Annotated in this window: 13 protein-coding genes; 8 read left to right on the top strand and 5 right to left on the bottom strand. The window is 71.1% G+C overall.

What is annotated here, in order from left to right; genetic code table 11:
* Window positions 1-555 precede the first annotated feature (555 nt).
* The 7 genes from ACG83_RS24555 (at window position 556) to ACG83_RS24525 (ending at window position 10,671) form a co-directional block, all read left to right on the top strand.
* The gene (locus ACG83_RS24555) at window positions 556-1,029 is read left to right on the top strand and encodes a hypothetical protein (RefSeq protein WP_054568520.1); all 474 of its coding nucleotides are present in this window, start codon (window positions 556-558) and stop codon (window positions 1,027-1,029) included.
* Window positions 1,030-1,173: 144 nt separating this feature from the next.
* Window positions 1,174-2,517, top strand: a complete 1,344-nt coding sequence (locus tag ACG83_RS24550; RefSeq protein ID WP_054568519.1) for a DUF5925 domain-containing protein — start codon at window positions 1,174-1,176, stop codon at window positions 2,515-2,517.
* 725 nt (window positions 2,518-3,242) lie between these two features.
* The gene (locus tag ACG83_RS24545) at window positions 3,243-4,376 is read left to right on the top strand and encodes a UDP-glucose/GDP-mannose dehydrogenase family protein (protein ID WP_054568518.1); all 1,134 of its coding nucleotides are present in this window, start codon (window positions 3,243-3,245) and stop codon (window positions 4,374-4,376) included.
* Window positions 4,373-5,740 carry a glycosyltransferase family 2 protein gene (locus tag ACG83_RS24540; RefSeq protein ID WP_054568517.1) on the top strand — a complete coding sequence of 456 codons (1,368 nt, stop codon included), beginning with the start codon at window positions 4,373-4,375 and terminating at the stop codon, window positions 5,738-5,740. The genes ACG83_RS24545 and ACG83_RS24540 overlap by 4 nt, the downstream gene beginning before the upstream one ends.
* A complete protein-coding gene (locus tag ACG83_RS24535) occupies window positions 5,737-7,167 on the top strand; it encodes a right-handed parallel beta-helix repeat-containing protein (RefSeq protein ID WP_054568516.1) in 1,431 nt (476 codons plus the stop codon). The genes ACG83_RS24540 and ACG83_RS24535 overlap by 4 nt, the downstream gene beginning before the upstream one ends.
* Before the next feature lies 1 nt (window position 7,168).
* A complete protein-coding gene (locus ACG83_RS24530) occupies window positions 7,169-9,556 on the top strand; it encodes an acyltransferase family protein (protein ID WP_083473504.1) in 2,388 nt (795 codons plus the stop codon).
* 224 nt (window positions 9,557-9,780) lie between these two features.
* A complete protein-coding gene (locus ACG83_RS24525; protein WP_054568515.1) occupies window positions 9,781-10,671 on the top strand; it encodes a polysaccharide lyase in 891 nt (296 codons plus the stop codon).
* A gap of 163 nt (window positions 10,672-10,834) precedes the next feature.
* Here ACG83_RS24525 and ACG83_RS24520 read toward each other — a convergent pair whose 3' ends face one another.
* Entirely contained in the window at window positions 10,835-13,453 is a 2,619-nt protein-coding gene (locus ACG83_RS24520) for a Tex family protein (RefSeq protein ID WP_054568642.1), read from the bottom strand.
* 420 nt (window positions 13,454-13,873) lie between these two features.
* Window positions 13,874-14,314, bottom strand: coding sequence for an SRPBCC family protein (locus ACG83_RS24515; RefSeq protein ID WP_006544117.1), 441 nt, complete (start codon window positions 14,312-14,314; stop codon window positions 13,874-13,876).
* Window positions 14,315-14,554: 240 nt separating this feature from the next.
* On the opposite strand from ACG83_RS24515, the gene ACG83_RS24510 reads away from it, so the two are divergent.
* Window positions 14,555-15,946, top strand: a complete 1,392-nt coding sequence (locus tag ACG83_RS24510; RefSeq protein WP_054568514.1) for a DUF4407 domain-containing protein — start codon at window positions 14,555-14,557, stop codon at window positions 15,944-15,946.
* 43 nt (window positions 15,947-15,989) lie between these two features.
* On the opposite strand, the gene ACG83_RS24505 is transcribed toward ACG83_RS24510, so the two are convergent.
* The 3 genes from ACG83_RS24505 to ACG83_RS24495 all read right to left on the bottom strand — a co-directional run bounded on the left by ACG83_RS24505 (window position 15,990) and on the right by ACG83_RS24495 (window position 18,108).
* Window positions 15,990-16,316, bottom strand: coding sequence for a DUF3618 domain-containing protein (locus ACG83_RS24505; RefSeq protein ID WP_235498144.1), 327 nt, complete (start codon window positions 16,314-16,316; stop codon window positions 15,990-15,992).
* A 66-nt stretch (window positions 16,317-16,382) separates the two neighbouring features.
* Window positions 16,383-17,081 carry a phage holin family protein gene (locus ACG83_RS42775; RefSeq protein WP_083473503.1) on the bottom strand — a complete coding sequence of 233 codons (699 nt, stop codon included), beginning with the start codon at window positions 17,079-17,081 and terminating at the stop codon, window positions 16,383-16,385.
* 142 nt (window positions 17,082-17,223) lie between these two features.
* Entirely contained in the window at window positions 17,224-18,108 is an 885-nt protein-coding gene (locus ACG83_RS24495) for an alpha/beta fold hydrolase (protein WP_054568512.1), read from the bottom strand.
* Window positions 18,109-18,280: the final 172 nt, after the last annotated feature.

Raw genomic sequence — 18,280 nt, 5'->3', positions numbered from 1 at the left:
CGCGAACAACTCGACCTTTGACTTCGGCGCCACCGACCGGCCCTTCTCCACCGCCGTGCACGCCGATCATCGGGCCGTCCCGGACCCGCCGCGCCGAACTCGGCAAGACGGCCCACACCCGGCCTACTGGCCGTCACCCACCGTCATCGCTCCAGGTGGGGCCACAACTCACCGAACCAGCCCGACCGACCCTTCCAGTGGGGCCAACTCTCGCCGGAAGGTGGAGCCACTCGAATCTCTCAAAGCCAGACGGGGCCGGTGACGTCGGCCCGGGTGTGGTCCGAGCGTCGCCTGAAGGTGGCTGGAAGGGGCGCGTACGCCGGGCACCGGGCGAGTCGTCCGGCTGGGAGTTCGGGCGATGGAGCGGACGTCCTGGCGGCGGCGCCGGCCACCCGGCCTGCGGTGACGTGGACGGGGCTGCCCGAGCGGCGGTGGCCGGGCGGCTTGCGCGTGGCCAGGCCCGTGTGCTTCATCCTGCCCCGGTGGGACCTCTGTATCCCTGTGCGTCCGGCCACTCCAGGTCTCGTTCCGGCTTCGCTGGGAGACGGTAGTGGGGTGACCGATGACGACGACGACTGGGCACCGCCACCCGTGCCGGACGGAGACGGCGACCCGGTGGCCGCCGTGGACGAGGCGTTCACCGAGGCCGAGCTGGCGCTGGTCGCCTTCGAGTGGCTGCCGGACGACGATGAGCTCGACGCGGCGGCGACGATCCTGCACCACACCGACCAGGCCCGTCAGCGACCGGACACGCCTCTGCGCAGAGTGCTGCACCAGGCGCTCGGTGAGACCTACCCGCAGCTGACCGCCTGGCGGCCGCGGCCGCACTACCTGTACGCGGTGGTCAAGACGCTGCACCAGCTCGCGTCCGACCGGGCGGCCCAGGAGGACTCCGCGGCCCTGCTCGTCGGCTGGGACAGGCTGATCGTGCTGCTTCGTCAGGTGATCGAGTCGGCGGGTGGCGCGGGCGGATCTGGCGGTGCGGGTGGCGCGCCGTCGGGTTCTGAGGGGCCGGGCGCGCGTTCATAGTCGACGTGACGACTCGGGTACGGCGGGGATCTTCAGCCGCTTCCGCGACGGAAAAGGGAAACCAGGTGGTGTTGGGAGCACTCCTCACCGAGTATCTGTCTCGTGTCCATTCCACGGCAGGGGTCCACGTCCAAAGGCGATCGTGTGAGGGGTGAGCGTTCCGGGGGCGGCGCCGGCGACCTCCCCTTCGTCGTCGCCCTCGACGACTCGGACACGCCCTACGACGTCGTCGACGCCCTCGCGCTGGCGCCGTTCACCAACGGGGACCAGCCCTGGGCCCGCAGCGTGCGCATCGACCGGCTGCGGCCCGGGGCGAGCCTGCTGCCGGTCGGCGCCGAGATCGTGCGCACGGTGGTGGAGGACTCGCGTGACTCCCGCCTGGCGACCGGTGACGGCTGGACGGTCCGCGCGGTGCGCTGGCGCGGCGGCAGCGCCGAGGTCCTGGTGACGGCGGTCAGCGAGGAGCTGGCCCGGACGGTGCTGGACGGCGTGGTCCGTCAGGCGGCGGCCGAACCCGGCACCGAAGGCACCGTGACCATGGGGTTCTGGTACCTCTCCGCCCAGCGCGGCCCGACCCGGATCATCCGCCGCGCCGCGACGACGGACTGGCCGTCGATCCGGCGGAACTATCCGGCCTCCTCGCTGGAAGCCCTCGACCGCCTGATGACGATGCGCCCCGAATCGCTGGTGGGCCGTCTGATCCTGCTGCACGGGCCGGCAGGGACCGGCAAGACGACGATCCTGCGTGCGCTGGCGCACGAGTGGCGGCGCTGGTGCCAGGTTGACTGCGTCCTCGACCCGGAGGCCCTGTTCGGCGACCCCGGCTATCTGATGGAGGTCGCGATCGGGTCGGACGACAGCGACGACGACGAGGCCGCCAGCGGGGCGAGCATGGCGTTGGAGGCCCCGGCGGGAAAATCCGAGGATGGCACCGGGAGTGCCAGAGCCGCGCTCGCCGACGCCGCCGATCCCGATGTCGGGAAGTCCGGTCCCGACGCCGGGGAGCACGACGAGGGCGACGAGGACGACGAGGGCGATGAGCACGACGAGGACGACGAGGACGACGAGGACGACCGGGACGACGGCGGGGCCGAGGCGGAGGCGGATCGGCCGCGGCGCCGCTGGCGGCTGCTCGTGATCGAGGACTGCGACGAACTGCTGCGCGGTGACGCCCGAAGCGTCTCCGGGCAGGCGTTGTCCCGGCTGCTGAACCTCACCGACGGTCTGGTCGGCCAGGGGCGGGAGGTCCTGGTCGCGCTCACGACCAACGAGCCGCTGGCACGGCTGCACCCGGCGATCGTCCGCCCGGGGCGCTGCCTGGCGCAGGTGGAGGTCGGTGCGCTCCCGCATGAGGAGGCCGTCGCCTGGCTGGGAGGCACGACGGGCGTCCTGCCGTCGATGACCCTCGCCGAGCTGTTCGCCCTGCGGGACGGGCGGCTGCCCGCGGCCATACCGGACCGGGATGGTCATACCGGCCTTTATCTGTAGTACGTTCTCCGGTGGCGCGACCTCGGGTCGCGCCACCTTTTCTTTATGCCCTGATGTTCCTCTTCCGGGGTATGGTCATGGCCTTTCATGATTAGTCCGTAAGGTGAAGAAGTGGTGTCGGCTGCGGTTGGGGTGGCCGGTGGGGGCGCCGATGGGAGCGAACCCGGTCCATTTCTGGTGATCGCTATCGCGCAATTCTCTGGCTGAATTCACCGTCGAGCGAATCAGGTAACACGCCTGGTGCCGTCCCTGTGGGACGGAACAGGTGTCGATCGACTACCATTCCAATCGCGGGAACGGCATTTGGGGATGCTCTGTTCTCGCTGAATCATCGATCGATAAAAATGTGGGGGGTTGGTTCCGGGGTCCGACCGAGAACCGCAGGGGGAATCACTGACAGCGCCGCATCGTGTGACGCCGCATGCGGACGGGGCCGTGGGCCCCCGTGTACGCATGACCTGGCGCAGCGGCGGAGCGCCGTATTGCGGAGGCGTCGCGAAGCCGGCCGGGTGGGCCGCGCGGGCGGCGAACACCTGAGAGCAGCAGGTCCACAGTTTGTCATGCCCATTTCCGGCGGACGTCAGCCGCCGATCAGGAAGAAACCAACCGCGGACCGGGGCGGCGCAGTGTGCCCTGCCGCATCACCGTCTCGGACGTCATCGTCCGCCGTCGCTCGATACCGCCTGGCCATTCAGTGCCCGGGCGGCCCCAAGGAGCTTGAGAAGATGCGAATCTTTGTAGTTGGATCCGGCGTGGTGGGTACGGCCACCGGTAAAGGTCTGCTCGAGGCCGGCAACCAGGTGACCTTCGTCGACGTCGCGCCGGAGCGTGTTTCCCTTCTGCAGGGGCTCGGCCTGGACGCACGGGCCGAACTCGATCTCCGGGCAGAGCGGGATTCCTTCATCTTCCTCACGCTGCCGACGCCCAACGTCGGCAGCCGTTATGACCTGTCGGCGTTCGTCGCCGGCACCCGCGGGGTCGGGCAGGCGCTGCGCGTGAGCGGTGGCCGTCATACCGTAGTCGTACGCAGCACCGTCGATCCGGGTACTACGGATGGCCTGGTCGGCCCGTTGCTGGAGCAGGAATCCGGCCTTCGCCAGGGCGACGGATTCCTGCTCGCCAGCAATCCCGAGTTCCTGCGTGCCGCCTCTGCGGCCGAGGACTTCCGCTGGCCGTGGATGACCGTGATCGGATCCCGGAACCGGCGCGTCCAGGAGCGGCTCGCGGAGCTCTTCGCCCCCTTCGGCGGGAGTCTGCGCATCTTCGACGACCCGATGACCGCCGAGTTCGTGAAGTGCGCGCACAACCTCTTCAACGCGACCAAGATCTCGTTCTGGAACGAGATGTACACGGTCGCGGATCGGCTGCGGCTCGACCTCGGCGCGATCGCGGACACGGTCTCGCGGTCGGCCGAGGCGTCCTTCAACCCCGCCTACGGCACCCGGGGTGGGGCACCCTACGGCGGTGTGTGCCTGCCGAAGGACACCATGGCCTTCCTCGGGTTCGCGGCGGGGGTCGGAGTGGACATGCCGATCCTGCGGTCGGTCATCGAGACGAACTCCAGATTCGTCGACCGGACCGACCGGACCGACCGGGGCGACTTCGACGGGAGCGAGGGGACCGACGGCATCGACGTCGACGACGTCGACTACTTCCGGGAGCCGCTGCCCGGGCGTTCCGGCGCCGCGGACCGCGGGCTGGGCTCGACCGGGCGTGCGACCAGGGCTGCGGTGCTGGCCGCCGAGGCGGGGGAGCGCGGCGTCCGCTGGTCCACCAACGAGATCCGGGCGGCTGACGAGATCCCGCGCCACGCCACGGACCCGTTCGGACTCGAGCCGACGGACGGTACGCAGCGATGAGGACCGTGCTGCCGTGGCTGCTTCTCGTGGCCTTTCTGCGACCGCTGATGGAGATCTTCATCCTGGCCGCCGGTGAATGGTGGTTCCACACGACCTTCCGGCAGAACCGGGACCTCTTCTCCCGCTACATAATCCAGATCACCACCGTCGGCCGGGAACAGGACAGGGTAAACGAGATCATTCGGGAGATCCGGTCCTACCCGATGACGATGGACTACGAGATCTGGGTGACCAACGAGCCCGGCAACGGGGATGTGTACCCCGACGCCGACCGGGTCATCACCGTCCCGACCGACTTCAGCTGCGTGGCGCAGTACAAGGCCCGGGCGCTGGAGTTCAGCCGTATCGTCCGCCAGCATCTCGGCTACGACACGGCGGACACCAAGATTACATTCCTGGACGATGACACCTCACCGACCTGGGAATATCTGGAGACGGCCTATGCGGCCGACTACGACATCTGCCAGGGGGTGACAGCGCCGCGAATCGACTACGGCCGGGGGCCGTTCGCGCACTTCCTGCTGAGCCACATCGACGATCTGCGCTTCCACAACTGCATGACCTACTGCTCTTCGTTCCAGGGAATTCTGGGCCGCCCGCTGTTCGTCCACGGTGAGGGCCTGACCATCACCGGCCACACCGAGCGGACCGTCACCTGGGACTGGCGGATCTTCGCCTCCGAGGATCTCACGTTCGGCTGCAACGCCGCCGCCGCCGGGCTGCGGTGGGGCTTCTTCCACGAGTACATCCAGCTGACCTCCCCGTGGACGTGGAAGGCGTACTTCAAGCAGCGCCGCCGGTGGATGTGGGGGAACATCCACGCCATCGTGAACCGGGACGTCCTGCCGCTCGGCGCGGCGATCCGGATCGCGATCCGGTATTTCCTCAGCCTCTTCACGTTCCTCGCGTCGGGTACCGCGGTCGTGCTGATCCTCACCGACGTCATCGAGGTGGCCGGCTGGGCGCACTCGCTGTTCTGGTGCTCGCTCGTGGTCTGGCTGGTGAACTTCGGGCTGAGCGGCTGGGTCAACGCCGGGCTGCGCCGGCCCGGCCAGAGCAGCGCGAGCTTCTGGACCAACCGGGTCCTGCAGACGCTCGCCGCGGTCGTACTGGCCCCGATCACCGCGACCTTCACCATCGTCGCCCTCATCACCACCCTCTACATGGGCAACCCGCGCAGCTTCGAGGTCATCGCCAAGACCGCGGCGACCAGCGACCAGCGCGAGCGCGACGGCCGCGACGGCGACGGCCGTGACGGCCGCGATGACCAGATCACCGCGCCGACCATCCCGACAGCCCGGGGTGCCTCCACCACGGATGACACCCAGCGGATTCCCTCGACGATCGGGGAGCGGCTCCGTTGACCACGAGATCCCCGGCCCCGGCCGCCGGCCCGGCGAACGATCCGCTGACGGCGAACCGCGCGCTGGCGGCGGCCCTGCTGCGCCGTGAGCGGTCCCGCAGGCGCGGCGTCCACCTGCTCATGGTGGTGATGACGTTGCTGTGCGCCGTGACGCTCAGCGTCACCGTCGGGCGCCAGTACCGGGAGCTGCAGTCCACCAGCGAGTTCTTCCACCGGCATGCGTACGTGCCGTCCTACGACCCGCTCAGCAACGTGATCCTCGGCCTGCCGCCCAACACCGTCGACGTGCGGGACAGCGCGCCGGCGCCGGACATCCGCGGCATCACGCTGCGCCGGGGCGAGATCTCCCTCGTCGCGGGGGGTGAGCTGGTCCGCAGTATCCCGCTGGCGGGCCCGGTGACCGGCCTGCCGGATGTCGTCCGCGCGGTCGACGATCCGTCCTGGATCGACCAGGACGGGCACGGGAAGGTCACGCTGCACGCGGCGCTGATCGTGTCACCGGGGGGGTCCCTGACGGTGACCGCGCCGGTCACGGATCTGGTGATGGCGGTTCGCCGTGGGGTGCTGCTCGGCGTCGACGGCGGCCGGCTGACCCTCAACGGCGTCAACGTCCGGCCGGACACTGCCGGTGGGGACGTCAACCGCCACGCCGTCGACGAACGGCGCCCGTTCATCGTCGCCACCCACCAGGCACATCTCGCGATCACCCGCAGCCATCTGAGCTACCTGGGCCGGGACTGGAACAGCTCCTACGGCGTCGCCTGGTCGGACGGCTCCACCGGGAGCATGACCCATTCCGAGGTGGACCACAGCTTTATCGGGACGTACACGGACCACGCCCGGGACGTGTTGATCGAACAGAACTGGTTCCACGACAACACGCTCTACGGCGTCGACCCGCACAGCTATTCCACCAACATCTCCGTCCGGCACAACGTGAGTGAGCGCAACGGCCGGCACGGGATCATCTTCTCGGACTTCGTCACCGGCGGTGTCGTCGAAGGCAACATCACTCGGGACAACCGGCTCAACGGCATCATGATGGACGCCTCCAGCACCGGTAACCGGATCATCGGCAACACGTCCACCGGGAACCGGGGCGACGGCATCGTGCTCGCCTCCTCGCCGGACAACGTGCTCGCGAACAACATGGTCACCGGCAACCGGGTCGGCATCCACGCTCGGGGCGACCGTGCGAACGTCCAGGTCCGCGGGAACACGGTCGAGGGCAACCAGCTGGCCAGCCAGGGCGTCGAGCTGGCCGGAAACGCCGTGCGGGACAACGGCGACCAGTGGCGGCCGCGGGTCCTGATCGGGATCTGGTCGGCGGTGCCGCTGGTCGTGGTGCTGCTGGCCGGCGTGACCGGGCTGGCGCGCCGGCGGCGGGACCGGATGAGCGGCCGCCCGGCGCTGGCTGTCGGGACCTGACTTGGCCGCCGGTGGAGGCACGCCGACCGCGCCCGGCCCACGGGCGTCCGACCAGCGATCCCCGGGCACGACGTTCGCCTATCCGGGCCTGCTCTACCCGCGGGTGACCGACGCGCGGCCGCCCACCGCGGCCGCGCCCGTCGGCACCGGGCCCGCTCCGGCCGTTCCCGTCGCGGACACGCCGGACAGCCCCGACCAGGCCGGCGGTCCCGCCCGGCCCGCCGGTCCCGCCCGGCCCGATGGGCTGGACACGACGGACGGGTCGGCTGGTCGGCTCAGAAAGTTCCGGCCGGATATCGAGGGCCTGCGTGCGGTCGCGGTGATCCTGGTCGTCCTCGGCCACTCCGGACTGGCCCTTCCCGGTGGCTTCGTCGGCGTCGACGTGTTCTTCGTGATCTCCGGCTTTCTCATCACCCGGCAGCTGATCACGGAAAGATCCGCCCGCGGACGAATCTCGCTGGCCGGGTTCTACGCCCGCCGGGCCCGCCGGATCGTGCCGGCCGCCACGGTCGTGATCGTGGCGACGATGCTCGGCGCCTGGCGGTGGGTGTCGCCGCTGCGCATCCACTCGACCGGTGTCGACGCGGCGCTGTCGGCCGTGTCGGCGATCAATATCCGGCTGGCCCAGGCCGGCACCGACTACCTCCGGGCGGAAGGCCCGCCCTCGCCGTTCCAGCATTTCTGGTCGCTGGCGGTCGAGGAGCAGTTCTACGCGGTGTGGCCGTTGCTGCTCGTCGTGACGGCCGCGCTGGTCGGCCCGGCCCGACGGCGGCGCACCGGCCCGGTCGCGGTGCTGCTGCTCGTGGTGGTGGTGGCGTCGCTGACCCTCAGCGCGGTCCTCACCCCGCGGTCGGCGCCCTGGGCCTACTTCGGCAGCCACACCCGGGCCTGGGAGCTGGCACTGGGCGCGCTGGTCGCGTTGGGAGCACCGCGGCTGGGCCGGCTGCGGCCAGCCCTGTCCGCACAGCTGACCTGGCTGGGGCTCGCCGGCATCCTGGTGGCCGCCTGCGTGTTCGGCGAGGACACGCTGTACCCCGGGCTGGTGGCAGTGCTGCCGGTCGCGGGGTCGGCACTGGTCATCGCCGGCGGGTGCGCCGCGCCGCGCCGCGGCGCCGAGCTGCTGCTGCGCCGGCGGCCGTGCCAGCTGGTGGGACGGGTCAGCTACTCCTGGTACCTGTGGCACTGGCCGGTGCTGGTTCTCTGGCCGCTGGCCTCCGGGGAGCCGCTGCGCACGGGTGAGAAGCTCGCCGCCATCGCACTGTCGCTGGTGCTCGCGGTCCTCACGTACCACCTGGTCGAGAATCCGATCCGGCGCAGGCCGGTGCTGGCCCGGCGGCCGGCGCTGGGGCTGGGGCTCGGCCTGGTCTCGTCCGGTGCCGCGGTGCTGGTCGCGCTCCTCGTCGCCCAGGCCGCCGCGCTGCCCACGGGCGGCCCGACGGCGACCACCAGCCTGGCCGCGGCCGTCGGGGCGACGGTCGGCCCCGGCCCGCTCAGCCCGGACGGACCGGCCGCCTCAGGTGCCGACCCGGCCGCCCCAGGTGCCGACCCGGCCGGCACGGGTGCCGTCACGGTGCGGTCCGCGGCGCTCACCGGGCTGATCGAGCGGTCGCTGGACCTCGGCGACCTGCCGGGGGGCCTGCGGCCGTCGCTGGAGCAGGCCCCGAACGACTACAAGTCGAACCGGTGCTACACCTCGATCACCAGCGGCACCCCGACGGACTGCGTCTACGGCGACCCTCAGGGCCGGCGGACGGTGGTGCTGTTCGGCGACTCCCACGCCAACCAGTGGTTCAACGCGATGAACGAGGTGAGTCGGCGGAACGGCTGGCGGCTCGTCCCGTACACAAAGGGCGGCTGCCCGCCGGCGGACTACCCGAACTTCGTCCTGGAGACCCTCAAGCGGGTCTACACCGAGTGCAACACCTGGCGTGCCGACGTGCTGGGCCGGATCAGGGCACTGTCGCCCGACCTGGTGGTCATCGGCTCGGAGGCGCGGACGGAGGCGATTCGGGTCGGGCCCGGGGGCATGACGAAGGTCGTGCGCGACCTGCGCTCGACCGGGGCCAAGGTCGTCCTCATCGAGGACACCCCCTACCCGGGCTTCGACGTGCCGGACTGCCTGGCCCGGAACCCGACGAACGTTCGCAGGTGCATTGTTCGGGTCGCCGGCGCGAAACTGACCGAACCGCAGCGCGCCATCGAGATCAGGGGTGCGGCGGCCGGCGGAGCGATGCTCGTCGACCCGGTTCCGTGGCTGTGCACGAAGGACGAGTGCCCGCCGATCATCGGTGACACCATCGTGTACTACGACAAGAGCCACATAACCGGGACGTATTCGACCGCGTTGGCATCCTATCTCGGTCCGGCCCTTGTTCGGCTGGCCGGCTGACCTGACCGATCCGCGGGTGTTTCACCGGCGATACTGAGCCTTTTCCGTCTCACGGTGCACGGCCAGCGATGCCGCGGATCCGAGTCGACGATGGAAAAGGCTCAGCCGGGCGCGGCCTGCACCGCCCCGGGCCGCCGTCAGGCGCAACATGTGGTCCTGCGCCCGCGGGGAACGGGTGACGCCCAGCGGCAGAAGAGACAAAACGCGGGTCGGGGGAGAACGCGGTGAGTGCAGGGTCGCGACGGAGCGTGCTGCTGGCGGCGCTGCTCGGTGCCGGTGCCGGTGCCCTGGCGGGCTGTGCGTCCGGTCCGCGGCACGGTGATCCCGAACGTGCTCCCGAGGTGCCGCTGCTGGCTCCGGCGACCACGCCCGTCGCCCCGCGTCTGCAGAGCTTCTTCGGGCCCGGGCTGGTCATCCGCCGGCACGGCTCGTACGGCCTGGAGCGGGTGGCCGTGCGGCCGGCCGGCGCGGGCTGCGGGTGGAGATACATCCGGGTCGGCTACCCGGCCGGGTCGGCCAGCCAGCTGTCGGTCGAGCGCGACGGTGCGCCCTCCGGCGGCGCGCAGGCCTATCTCCTTTTTCGGGACGGCCCCCGCGACGACGTCCACCTCAGCTACCGGGTCCGCTTTCAGGAAGGTTTCCAGTTTGCCCGGGGAGGCAAGCTGCCAGGTCTTTTCGGTGGTGACCACGTGGCTGGTGGGCACACTCCGGACGGAACCAACGGATTCTCCACGAGATACATGTGGCGCGCCGGTGGAAAAGGGCAGGTGTATGCCTACCTGCCGACATCGACGGATTACGGGACGACTCTCGGCCTGGGCACCTGGGAATTCGTCCCGGGGCGCTGGGCGGTGGTGCAGCAGCGGGTTCGGCTCAACACCCCGGGCCTGGCCGACGGTTCGGTGGTCGTCTGGGTGGACGGCCGCGAGGTCTTCCGCCAGGACGGAATGCTCTTCCGTACCACTCCGGCGCTGCGGATCGAGGGGGTCTTCTTCTCCACCTTCTTCGGCGGCGACGACCTGAGCTGGGCCAGCCCGATCAACCAGTACGCGGACTTCGCGACCTTCGTGGTCTCGGACCGCTTCATCGAGGCGGCTCCCGCCGGGCTGTGCTGAGACGATCCTGGGATCCCCGCCGACAATTAGTGCAAGGGCGACAAAGGGGGTGCAGGGCCGCCTGGCGACCCGCAAGAAGGAAGGATTGTGGTCGTCGCGACGACCACAATCGTCCACTCTTGCGACTCGCCAAACCGGGCTACCGGGCTACCGGGCTACCGGGCTACCGGCGGCCGCGGCGGCGGCTGTCCCTGCTGTCGTTACCGGTGTCTCCGAGCGTGACCTCGTTGCCGGTCACCAGCCCCGCGCGGCGCAGCGCGTCGGCAATCGCGCCGTCGGTTCGCCCGCCACCGCGCTGGCCACCGCCGCCGCCACCACTGCCGCCACGCTGGCCGCCGCCGCCACCGCGCTGGCCGCCACCGTCGCGCTGGCCACCGCCACCGGCCCCGCCGCCGCGACGCTGGCCGCCGCCACCACCGCCACCGCGCCCGCCGGCCGACTCACCCGAGGATCCTCCGGCCGCCTGGCCGCCGTCCCGCCCGGCGCCACCGCGGCCGGCCCCGCCTCGGCCGCCACCGCGACCCGTGCGCCGCTCGCCCTGGCCACCGCCGCCGGCCTCCGCAGTGCCCGGGGCGGCGTCGTCCAGCCGCAGGGTGAGCGAGATCCGCTTGCGCGGGATGTCGACGTCGAGCACCTTCACCCGCACGATGTCACCGGGCTTGGCGACATCCCGGGGGTCGCTGACGAAGTTCTTCGACATCGCCGAGACATGGACGAGCCCGTCCTGGTGCACGCCGATGTCGATGAAGGCACCGAAGGCCGCGACGTTCGTGACGACGCCCTCCAGGACCATGCCGGGCGTCAGGTCGGCGAGCGTCTCCACGCCTTCGGTGAACTCCGCGGTGCGGAACGCCGGCCGCGGGTCACGGCCGGGCTTCTCCAGCTCGGCCAGGATGTCCGTGACGGTCGGCAGACCGACGGCGTCGTCGACGAAGTCCGTCGGCCGCAGCCCGCGCAGGGTCTTCGTGTCACCGATCAGGGCCGCCAGCTCGCCGCCGGCGGCGGACAGGATGCGGCGCACGACCGGGTACGACTCCGGGTGCACGCTGGAGCTGTCGAGCGGGTCGTCGCCGCCGCGGATGCGCAGGAAGCCGGCGCACTGCTCGAACGCCTTGGGCCCGAGCCGCGGGACGTCGAGCAGGCCCGTCCTGGACCGGAACGGGCCGTTGGCGTCACGGTGGCGGACGATGTTGTCGGCCAGTCCGCCGCCGATGCCGGAGACGCGGGCCAGCAGCGGCGCCGAGGCGGTGTTGACGTCCACCCCGACCGCGTTCACGCAGTCCTCGACGACCGCGTCCAGCGAGGAGGACAGCCTGGTCTCGGACAGGTCGTGCTGGTACTGCCCGACCCCGATCGACTTCGGATCGATCTTGACGAGCTCGGCCAGCGGGTCCTGCAGCCGGCGCGCGATCGACACCGCACCGCGCAGGGAGACGTCCAGCGCGGGCAGCTCCTGCGAGGCGAAGGCCGACGCCGAGTACACCGACGCACCGGCCTCGGAGACCATGACCTTGGTCAGCTTCAGGTCCGGGTGCCGGCGGATCAGGTCCTCGGCGAGCTTGTCGGTCTCCCGCGACGCGGTGCCGTTGCCGATGGCGACCAGGTCGACGTTGTGCTCGGTGGCGAGCCGCGCCAGGGTGGCGATCGACTCGTCCCAGCGGCGGGCCGGCACGTGCGGGTAGATCGTGTCGGTCGCGACGACCTTGCCGGTGGCGTCGACCACGGCCACCTTCACGCCGGTGCGGAAGCCGGGGTCGAGGCCGAGAGTGCGCCGCTCCCCGGCGGGGGCGGCGAGCAGCAGGTCGCGCAGGTTCGCGGCGAAGACCCGCACGGCGGTGTCCTCGGCGGCTGTCCACAGCCGCATCCGCAGGTCCACACCGAGGTGGACGAGGATCCGCGTCCGCCAGGCCCAGCGGACGCTGTCGAGCAGCCAGCGGTCGGCCGGGCGGCCCTCGTCGGCGATGTCGAAGCGGTCGGCGATGCGCCGCTCGTAGTCGCTGGGGCCGGCCGCCGCCGGTTCGGCCGGGTCGACGGGCGCGTCCGGCTCCAGGCTGAGGTCGAGCGCCTCCTCCTTCTCACCGCGGAACATCGCGAGGATGCGGTGCGACGGGAGCTTGGTGAAGGGTTCGGCGAAGTCGAAGTAGTCGGCGAACTTGGCGCCGTCGGACTCCTTGCCCTCGCGCACCCGGCTGACGAGGAAACCGCGGGACCACATCCGCTCGCGCAGGTCGCCGATCAGGTCGGCGTCCTCCGCGAAGCGCTCGACCAGGATGGCGCGGGCGCCTTCCAGCGCGGCGGTCTCGTCGGCGACGCCCTTCTCCGCGTCGACGTAGGCCGCGGCGGCCGTACGCGGGTCGAGGGTGCGGTCGGCGAGCAGGGCGTCGGCGAGCGGCTCCAGCCCGGCCTCGCGCGCGATCTGCGCCTTCGTACGGCGCTTCGGCTTGTAGGGGAGGTAGATGTCCTCCAGCCGGGCCTTCGTCTCGGCGGCCATGATCTGCGCCTCGAGCGCGTCGTCAAGCTTGCCCTGACTGCGGATGGAGTCGAGGATCGCCGCCCGGCGCTCCTCGAGCTCCCGCAGGTAGCGCAGCCGCTCCTCCAACGCGCGCAGCTGCGCGTCGTCGAGGGTGCCGGTCGCCTCCTTGCGGTACCGGGCGATGAAGGGCACGGTCGCCCCGCCGTCGAGCAGTTCGATCGCCGAGGCCACCTGCCCCTCGCGTACGCCCAGCTCCGCGGCGATCCGCGCCTGGACAGTCACCGTCTCCGGGAGGGACGCCGTCGTCACGATCCGCAACCGCCTTTGCCTGTGTCCTCATCGTCCCCGCCGGTACCTCTCCCGGGGGTTGGTACTCCAGATAATCCCTCTCCACCGATCGCCCGTGGCGGTCGGGGGGAGCACGGTGCCCCGGCGAGACTCGTTGGTGCGGGCACGCGCACATGGTCACGTCTGTACTTTTTGTGCTTATTCGGCGTGCTGGGCGCGCTTCGTCCCCCAGTTCGGGTAGGCCACCTCCGGGCAGCCTCGGGCAGCCCCGGGCCGCGGCGCAGGTCTGTGCCCGCACCGGGCCCACACTGTGCCCGCCCTGGAAGTGCCCCGCTGTGATCCGGTGGCCTTCCACGCGGCCACGCCAGGCGTGGATACGGACCGTGACCGCGGTCCGCCGGCCGCCGGCGGGTTGCCGCTCGCCCGTGGCGGCTGGCCGGGTCAGTGCAGCCTGGCCTCAAGCCCGTCCAGGACGGCGTTGCTCAGCTTGCGGATGCCGATCGGGGCGAAGGTCTTCTCGAAGAAGCCGCCGATGCCGCTCGCGCCATCCCAGGTGGTGTGCGCCGACACCGTGCTGCCGCCCGCCCCGGCGGCCCGGACCGACCACTCGGTGCGCAGTGACGAACGCTGGTCGGCCTCCAGCAGCTTGCCGGCCGACGGGGTGCTGACGAGCGCGTCCACCTCGCGCACCCGCTTGCGGGTCGCGTGCAGCCGGTAGGTGATGCGGGTACCGGCGCCCTCGCCGCCCTCGACCACCCGATAGTCGGTGATCATCTCGGGCCACAGCTGCGGCCGGGTGCCCGCGTAGTCGGACAGCAGGGCCAGCACCCGCTCCGGTGACCCGCCGACGATCCGCTCCACCTCGACACTGATACGTGCCATTCGCCACTCCGTCCGTTCGGCTGGGCCCTGATGGCCGTCGTCCGCGCAATGCCGAGACTATCCCAGGGGCCGCAAATGCGGTGCACGAGCCCATCGTCGCGGGCCGCCACCGGCGAATTGTGGGAACGCCGCCCGGTCGATAATGTGACCGCGCTGCCCGGCGGCGGGGCCCGTCGCGCGCGGTCCGTTTGTGGAGAAGGCAGCGCGAAACCTGTGTCGTGCCGGTTGGACGGGGGTCCTGTGCAACATTCTCCGCAGACGTCCAGTAATCCTGGGGAAGTAGCGGCTCCGTCGCGCGGACCGCTGCGCGCGGTCGGTGACACCCTGGTCTTCCTCGCCGGAGCACAGCCGAAATTCCTGCCGCCGACCGACCGGGCCCGGTTCGTCACCGCGGGCGTGCTGATGCTGCTGACCTCGGCACTCGCCACGTATGCCGGCGCGACCGTGGTGTCCGTCGGTTTCGGCACCGGAATGGCCCGCGCGCTTCCCTACGGGCTCTTCTACGCCCTGTTCATATTCTTCATCGACCGCTCCGTCCTGCTGACGCAGTCGTCCTACCGATATGACGCGGAGGGTGGCGTCAAAACGACCGGACCGGGCTTCTCCGTGATGGTCCGGGTCTTCATCGCGGTGTGCGGGGCAATTATCGTCGGCGAGGCCATACTGCTCCGCATCTTCGAAACCTCGATCGCCACCACCGTCACCGAGATCCAGCAGGAGGAGAACGGTCGGATCATGGCCTCCTGGGATGCGAACCAGGAGGGTGAGCTGGCCGCCCGCACCGCTGATCTGGCCGCGAAGAAAAGGGGGCTGGATGCCGCCAACTCACTTGTCGAGGCCAAGACCGCGGAGGTGAACTGCCAGCTCACCGGCGGCCCGTCCTGCCTCGTCGGGGCCGGGCCGATCTACCAGATCAAGCTCGCCGAGCTGGCCGCCGCCACCGCCGCCGTAGGTGACGCCACCCGGCTGCGGGACACCGCCCAGCGTGGTCTGGACGAGTTCCGCGCCACCCAGGAGAAGAACCGGACCGCCTTCGCCAGGACCGCCGCCAGCACCAGCGTGGCGGCGAACGACCTGCTCATGCGGGAGAAGGCGTTCTGGAGACTGACCACGCGGGACCGCTCGGTGCTCGCATGGCGGCTGCTGCTGACCCTGCTGCTGCTCGGGGTGGACCTCGCGCCACTGCTGTCCAAGCGCGGGCTGGACGCGAGCCCGTACCGGCGCCGGGAACGCCTCGCCCGGTGGCGGGACGAGACATCCGCCGAGGTCGAGGCACTGCAGGTGGGTCACAACGCGCGCGAGCGGCGGGATCTCGCGCCCGCGGTGGCGGCCCGGCTCGCGGCCCGATGGGAGGACTACCAGATGCGGCGGGACGGCGTCGAAGGCGCTGTCCGCTGGACGGCCGACACCGCCGACGCACGTCTGGCCGAGGAGGAGATCAGCGCGGATCGGCAGTCGCAGCTGCTGGAGCTGCGTGCCCGGCACGGCATCGTCGCGGTCCCGCGCACACCAGGCCTTCCGACGGCTCAGGTGCCCGCGGCCACACCACCGTCGGCTCAGGTGCCACCGGCGGCGGCACAACCGGGCCCGACGGCCTCGCCGAGACCACCGGCGGACGCCGCCGAGCACTGACATCCGGCTGGGTATGCCCGGCTGGGTATGCCTCGGGCCCGGGCTAGGCGGTGTGACCGCGCCGGTGGCGGCGGCGTGCGACGACAGCGGTCAGGACGCCGAGCGCGGCCGCGCCGCCAGCCGCGGAGCCGGCGATTCGCGGGTTCTCCCGCGCCCGGTCCCGGCCCACCACCGCCAGCGAGGTCGCCTTCGTGCGCCCCGCCGTGCCAGCACCGGCGACCTTGGTCTTCACGCCCTGCGCGGTGCGTCCGGCGACCTTGTGCGGGCGGAGCCGGTCGGACAGCACGTCGAGGTCCTGGCCGAGCTGCGCACGGGTCGCCTCGATCTCAGAACGGATTTCGTCGGGCTTGGTGCTGGTCACGTGCGCCATCCTTTCGACGATGCTGGGTGCCTGCCGTGCCGGGTGCCTGCCGTGCCGGGTGCCGGCGCGGGGTGGTCAGCGCCGCCGGTTCTGGGCCCAGTGGATGTCCTCGCGCAGCGTCTCCACCGTCTGCTTCGGTGCAGGGTGCACCGCCTTGACCGTCCGGCGGCCCAGCAGCGCCAGTGCGCCCGCCGCGGCGGCCAGCACGACACCCACGATCAGCGCCGCCCATCCCAGCGCCATGACCGAGCCGAGCCCGAACATGACGGCGAGCAGGACGAACACGAGTGCGAAGAAGCCGGCGCCGCCGGCCGCCGCGAACATGCCGGCGCCCTTGCCGGCCTTCGTCGCCTCCTCGCGCAGCTCGGCCTTGGCGAGGGCGACCTCCTGGCGGAACAGCGTCGAGACGTCGGTCGCCACCTCGGCGACGAGATGCCCGGTCGACGCCGGGCGTCGCCGTTCAAGGCCGGCGCCGCTCGTGCTCCCGGCACCGGGCATGCTCCCGGCCTCGGTGCCCACCGCGACGGCCCCGGAGCCGGGGTGAACGGCGGTGCCGGCGCCGACACCGGAGGCCGTCGGGGTGGCTGTCGCGGCCCCGTGCGGGCTGGCTCCCCGTGCGACCGTGCTCGCCTGGCGCGCTCCGGTGGCCGCGTTCGCCGGGGGCGAGCCGTCGACCGGCACACGCACGGTGACCTGCGCGTCCGGCGGTATCCCCGTGCGGTCCACGGGGGGTGTGGCCGGTGTCGTCGGCTGGCGGCTGAGTGTGCTGGTCATGCCATCCCCTTCTCAACCGGACCGGAGACCCGCCCTCCGGCGGTGTCCATACGGATCGGTGTAGACCCGGATGCCCGCCGGTCGCCGGATAAACCGTGGTCGGGGGGGGACGGATCGGGGTGACGAGGGGGCGGGGAGTGCGTCAGTCGGCGCGTTCCTGCGGGGACGAGTGCTCCCAGTCCGCGAGAATGGTGCGAATCCCGGTGACCAGTGACAACGGCTGGTCGAGCATCACGTGGTGCCCGGCGAGCGGAATCTCGATCACTGGCGCGACCCGGCCGAGCAGGTTGTACATCAGGTGGCCGATGTCCGGCGTCACCAGGCCCTTCTCGGCGCGGAACAGGACGACCCGGCAGTGGACCTTGCGCAGGATCTCGGGGGACGGTGTCCGGTTGCCGAACACGTTGGGGTCGAACTTCCAGGCCCAGCCGCCCAGCATCGCCCCCATCGAGTTCCGTGCGATGTGATCGATGATGTAGGAAAGGCTGTTCGGCTGTTCGGGAACGGTGCGGAACCGGGCCAGCGCGTCGGCCGCGGTCGCGTAGACCCGCAGGGGGCCGAACGCCGTCCGCTCCCGCGCCGCCCGCTCCTCGGGGGTTGACTCCTTCACCGGCGAGTCGATGACGACGATTCCGGCGACCCGGTCCGGGTACTCCGCCGCGGTGGTGATCGTGACCCAGCCACCCATGCTGTGGCCGATCACGATCGGCGGCGAGGTGATCCCCGCGTGGTCGATCACCGCGATGACCTCGGACGCCCAGGTGCTCAGCGAGTACTCTTCGCGCCGGCCGCTGTCGCCGTGACCGGACAGGTCCAGCGCCAGGACCCGGTACTCGGCCGGTATCAGCGGCGCGATGTGGTCCCACCAGCCGGCGTGGGCCGCCCCGCCGTGCACCAGCACGATCGCGGGCCCGTCGACCGGCCCCCAGCACCGGTAGCTGATGGCCGTCCCGTCGACCTCGGTTTCCAGCCGATCGGGGCGAGTATCGATGGCGGCCTCGAACCAGGCCGGTGCTTCGTCATACATCCATGTCTGCCGTTCGGCTCGTCGTTGTGGTCCTCGGCGACTGCCGCATCCCTGATGAAACACCGTGGACGAGCTCGCGCCGGTGTCTGCCGGTTCGGTGACGGATTCGTCGGATTTCCGACTCACCGGTCGAGACGGAATCGCACCTGCTCCAGAACCCTCCGGAATCGGT

Origin of the sequence: Frankia sp. R43 (assembly GCF_001306465.1) — a bacterium.
In the GTDB taxonomy this organism is placed as follows: domain Bacteria; phylum Actinomycetota; class Actinomycetes; order Frankiales; family Frankiaceae; genus Parafrankia; species Parafrankia irregularis.
This window is presented reverse-complemented; position numbering and strand designations above follow the sequence as displayed.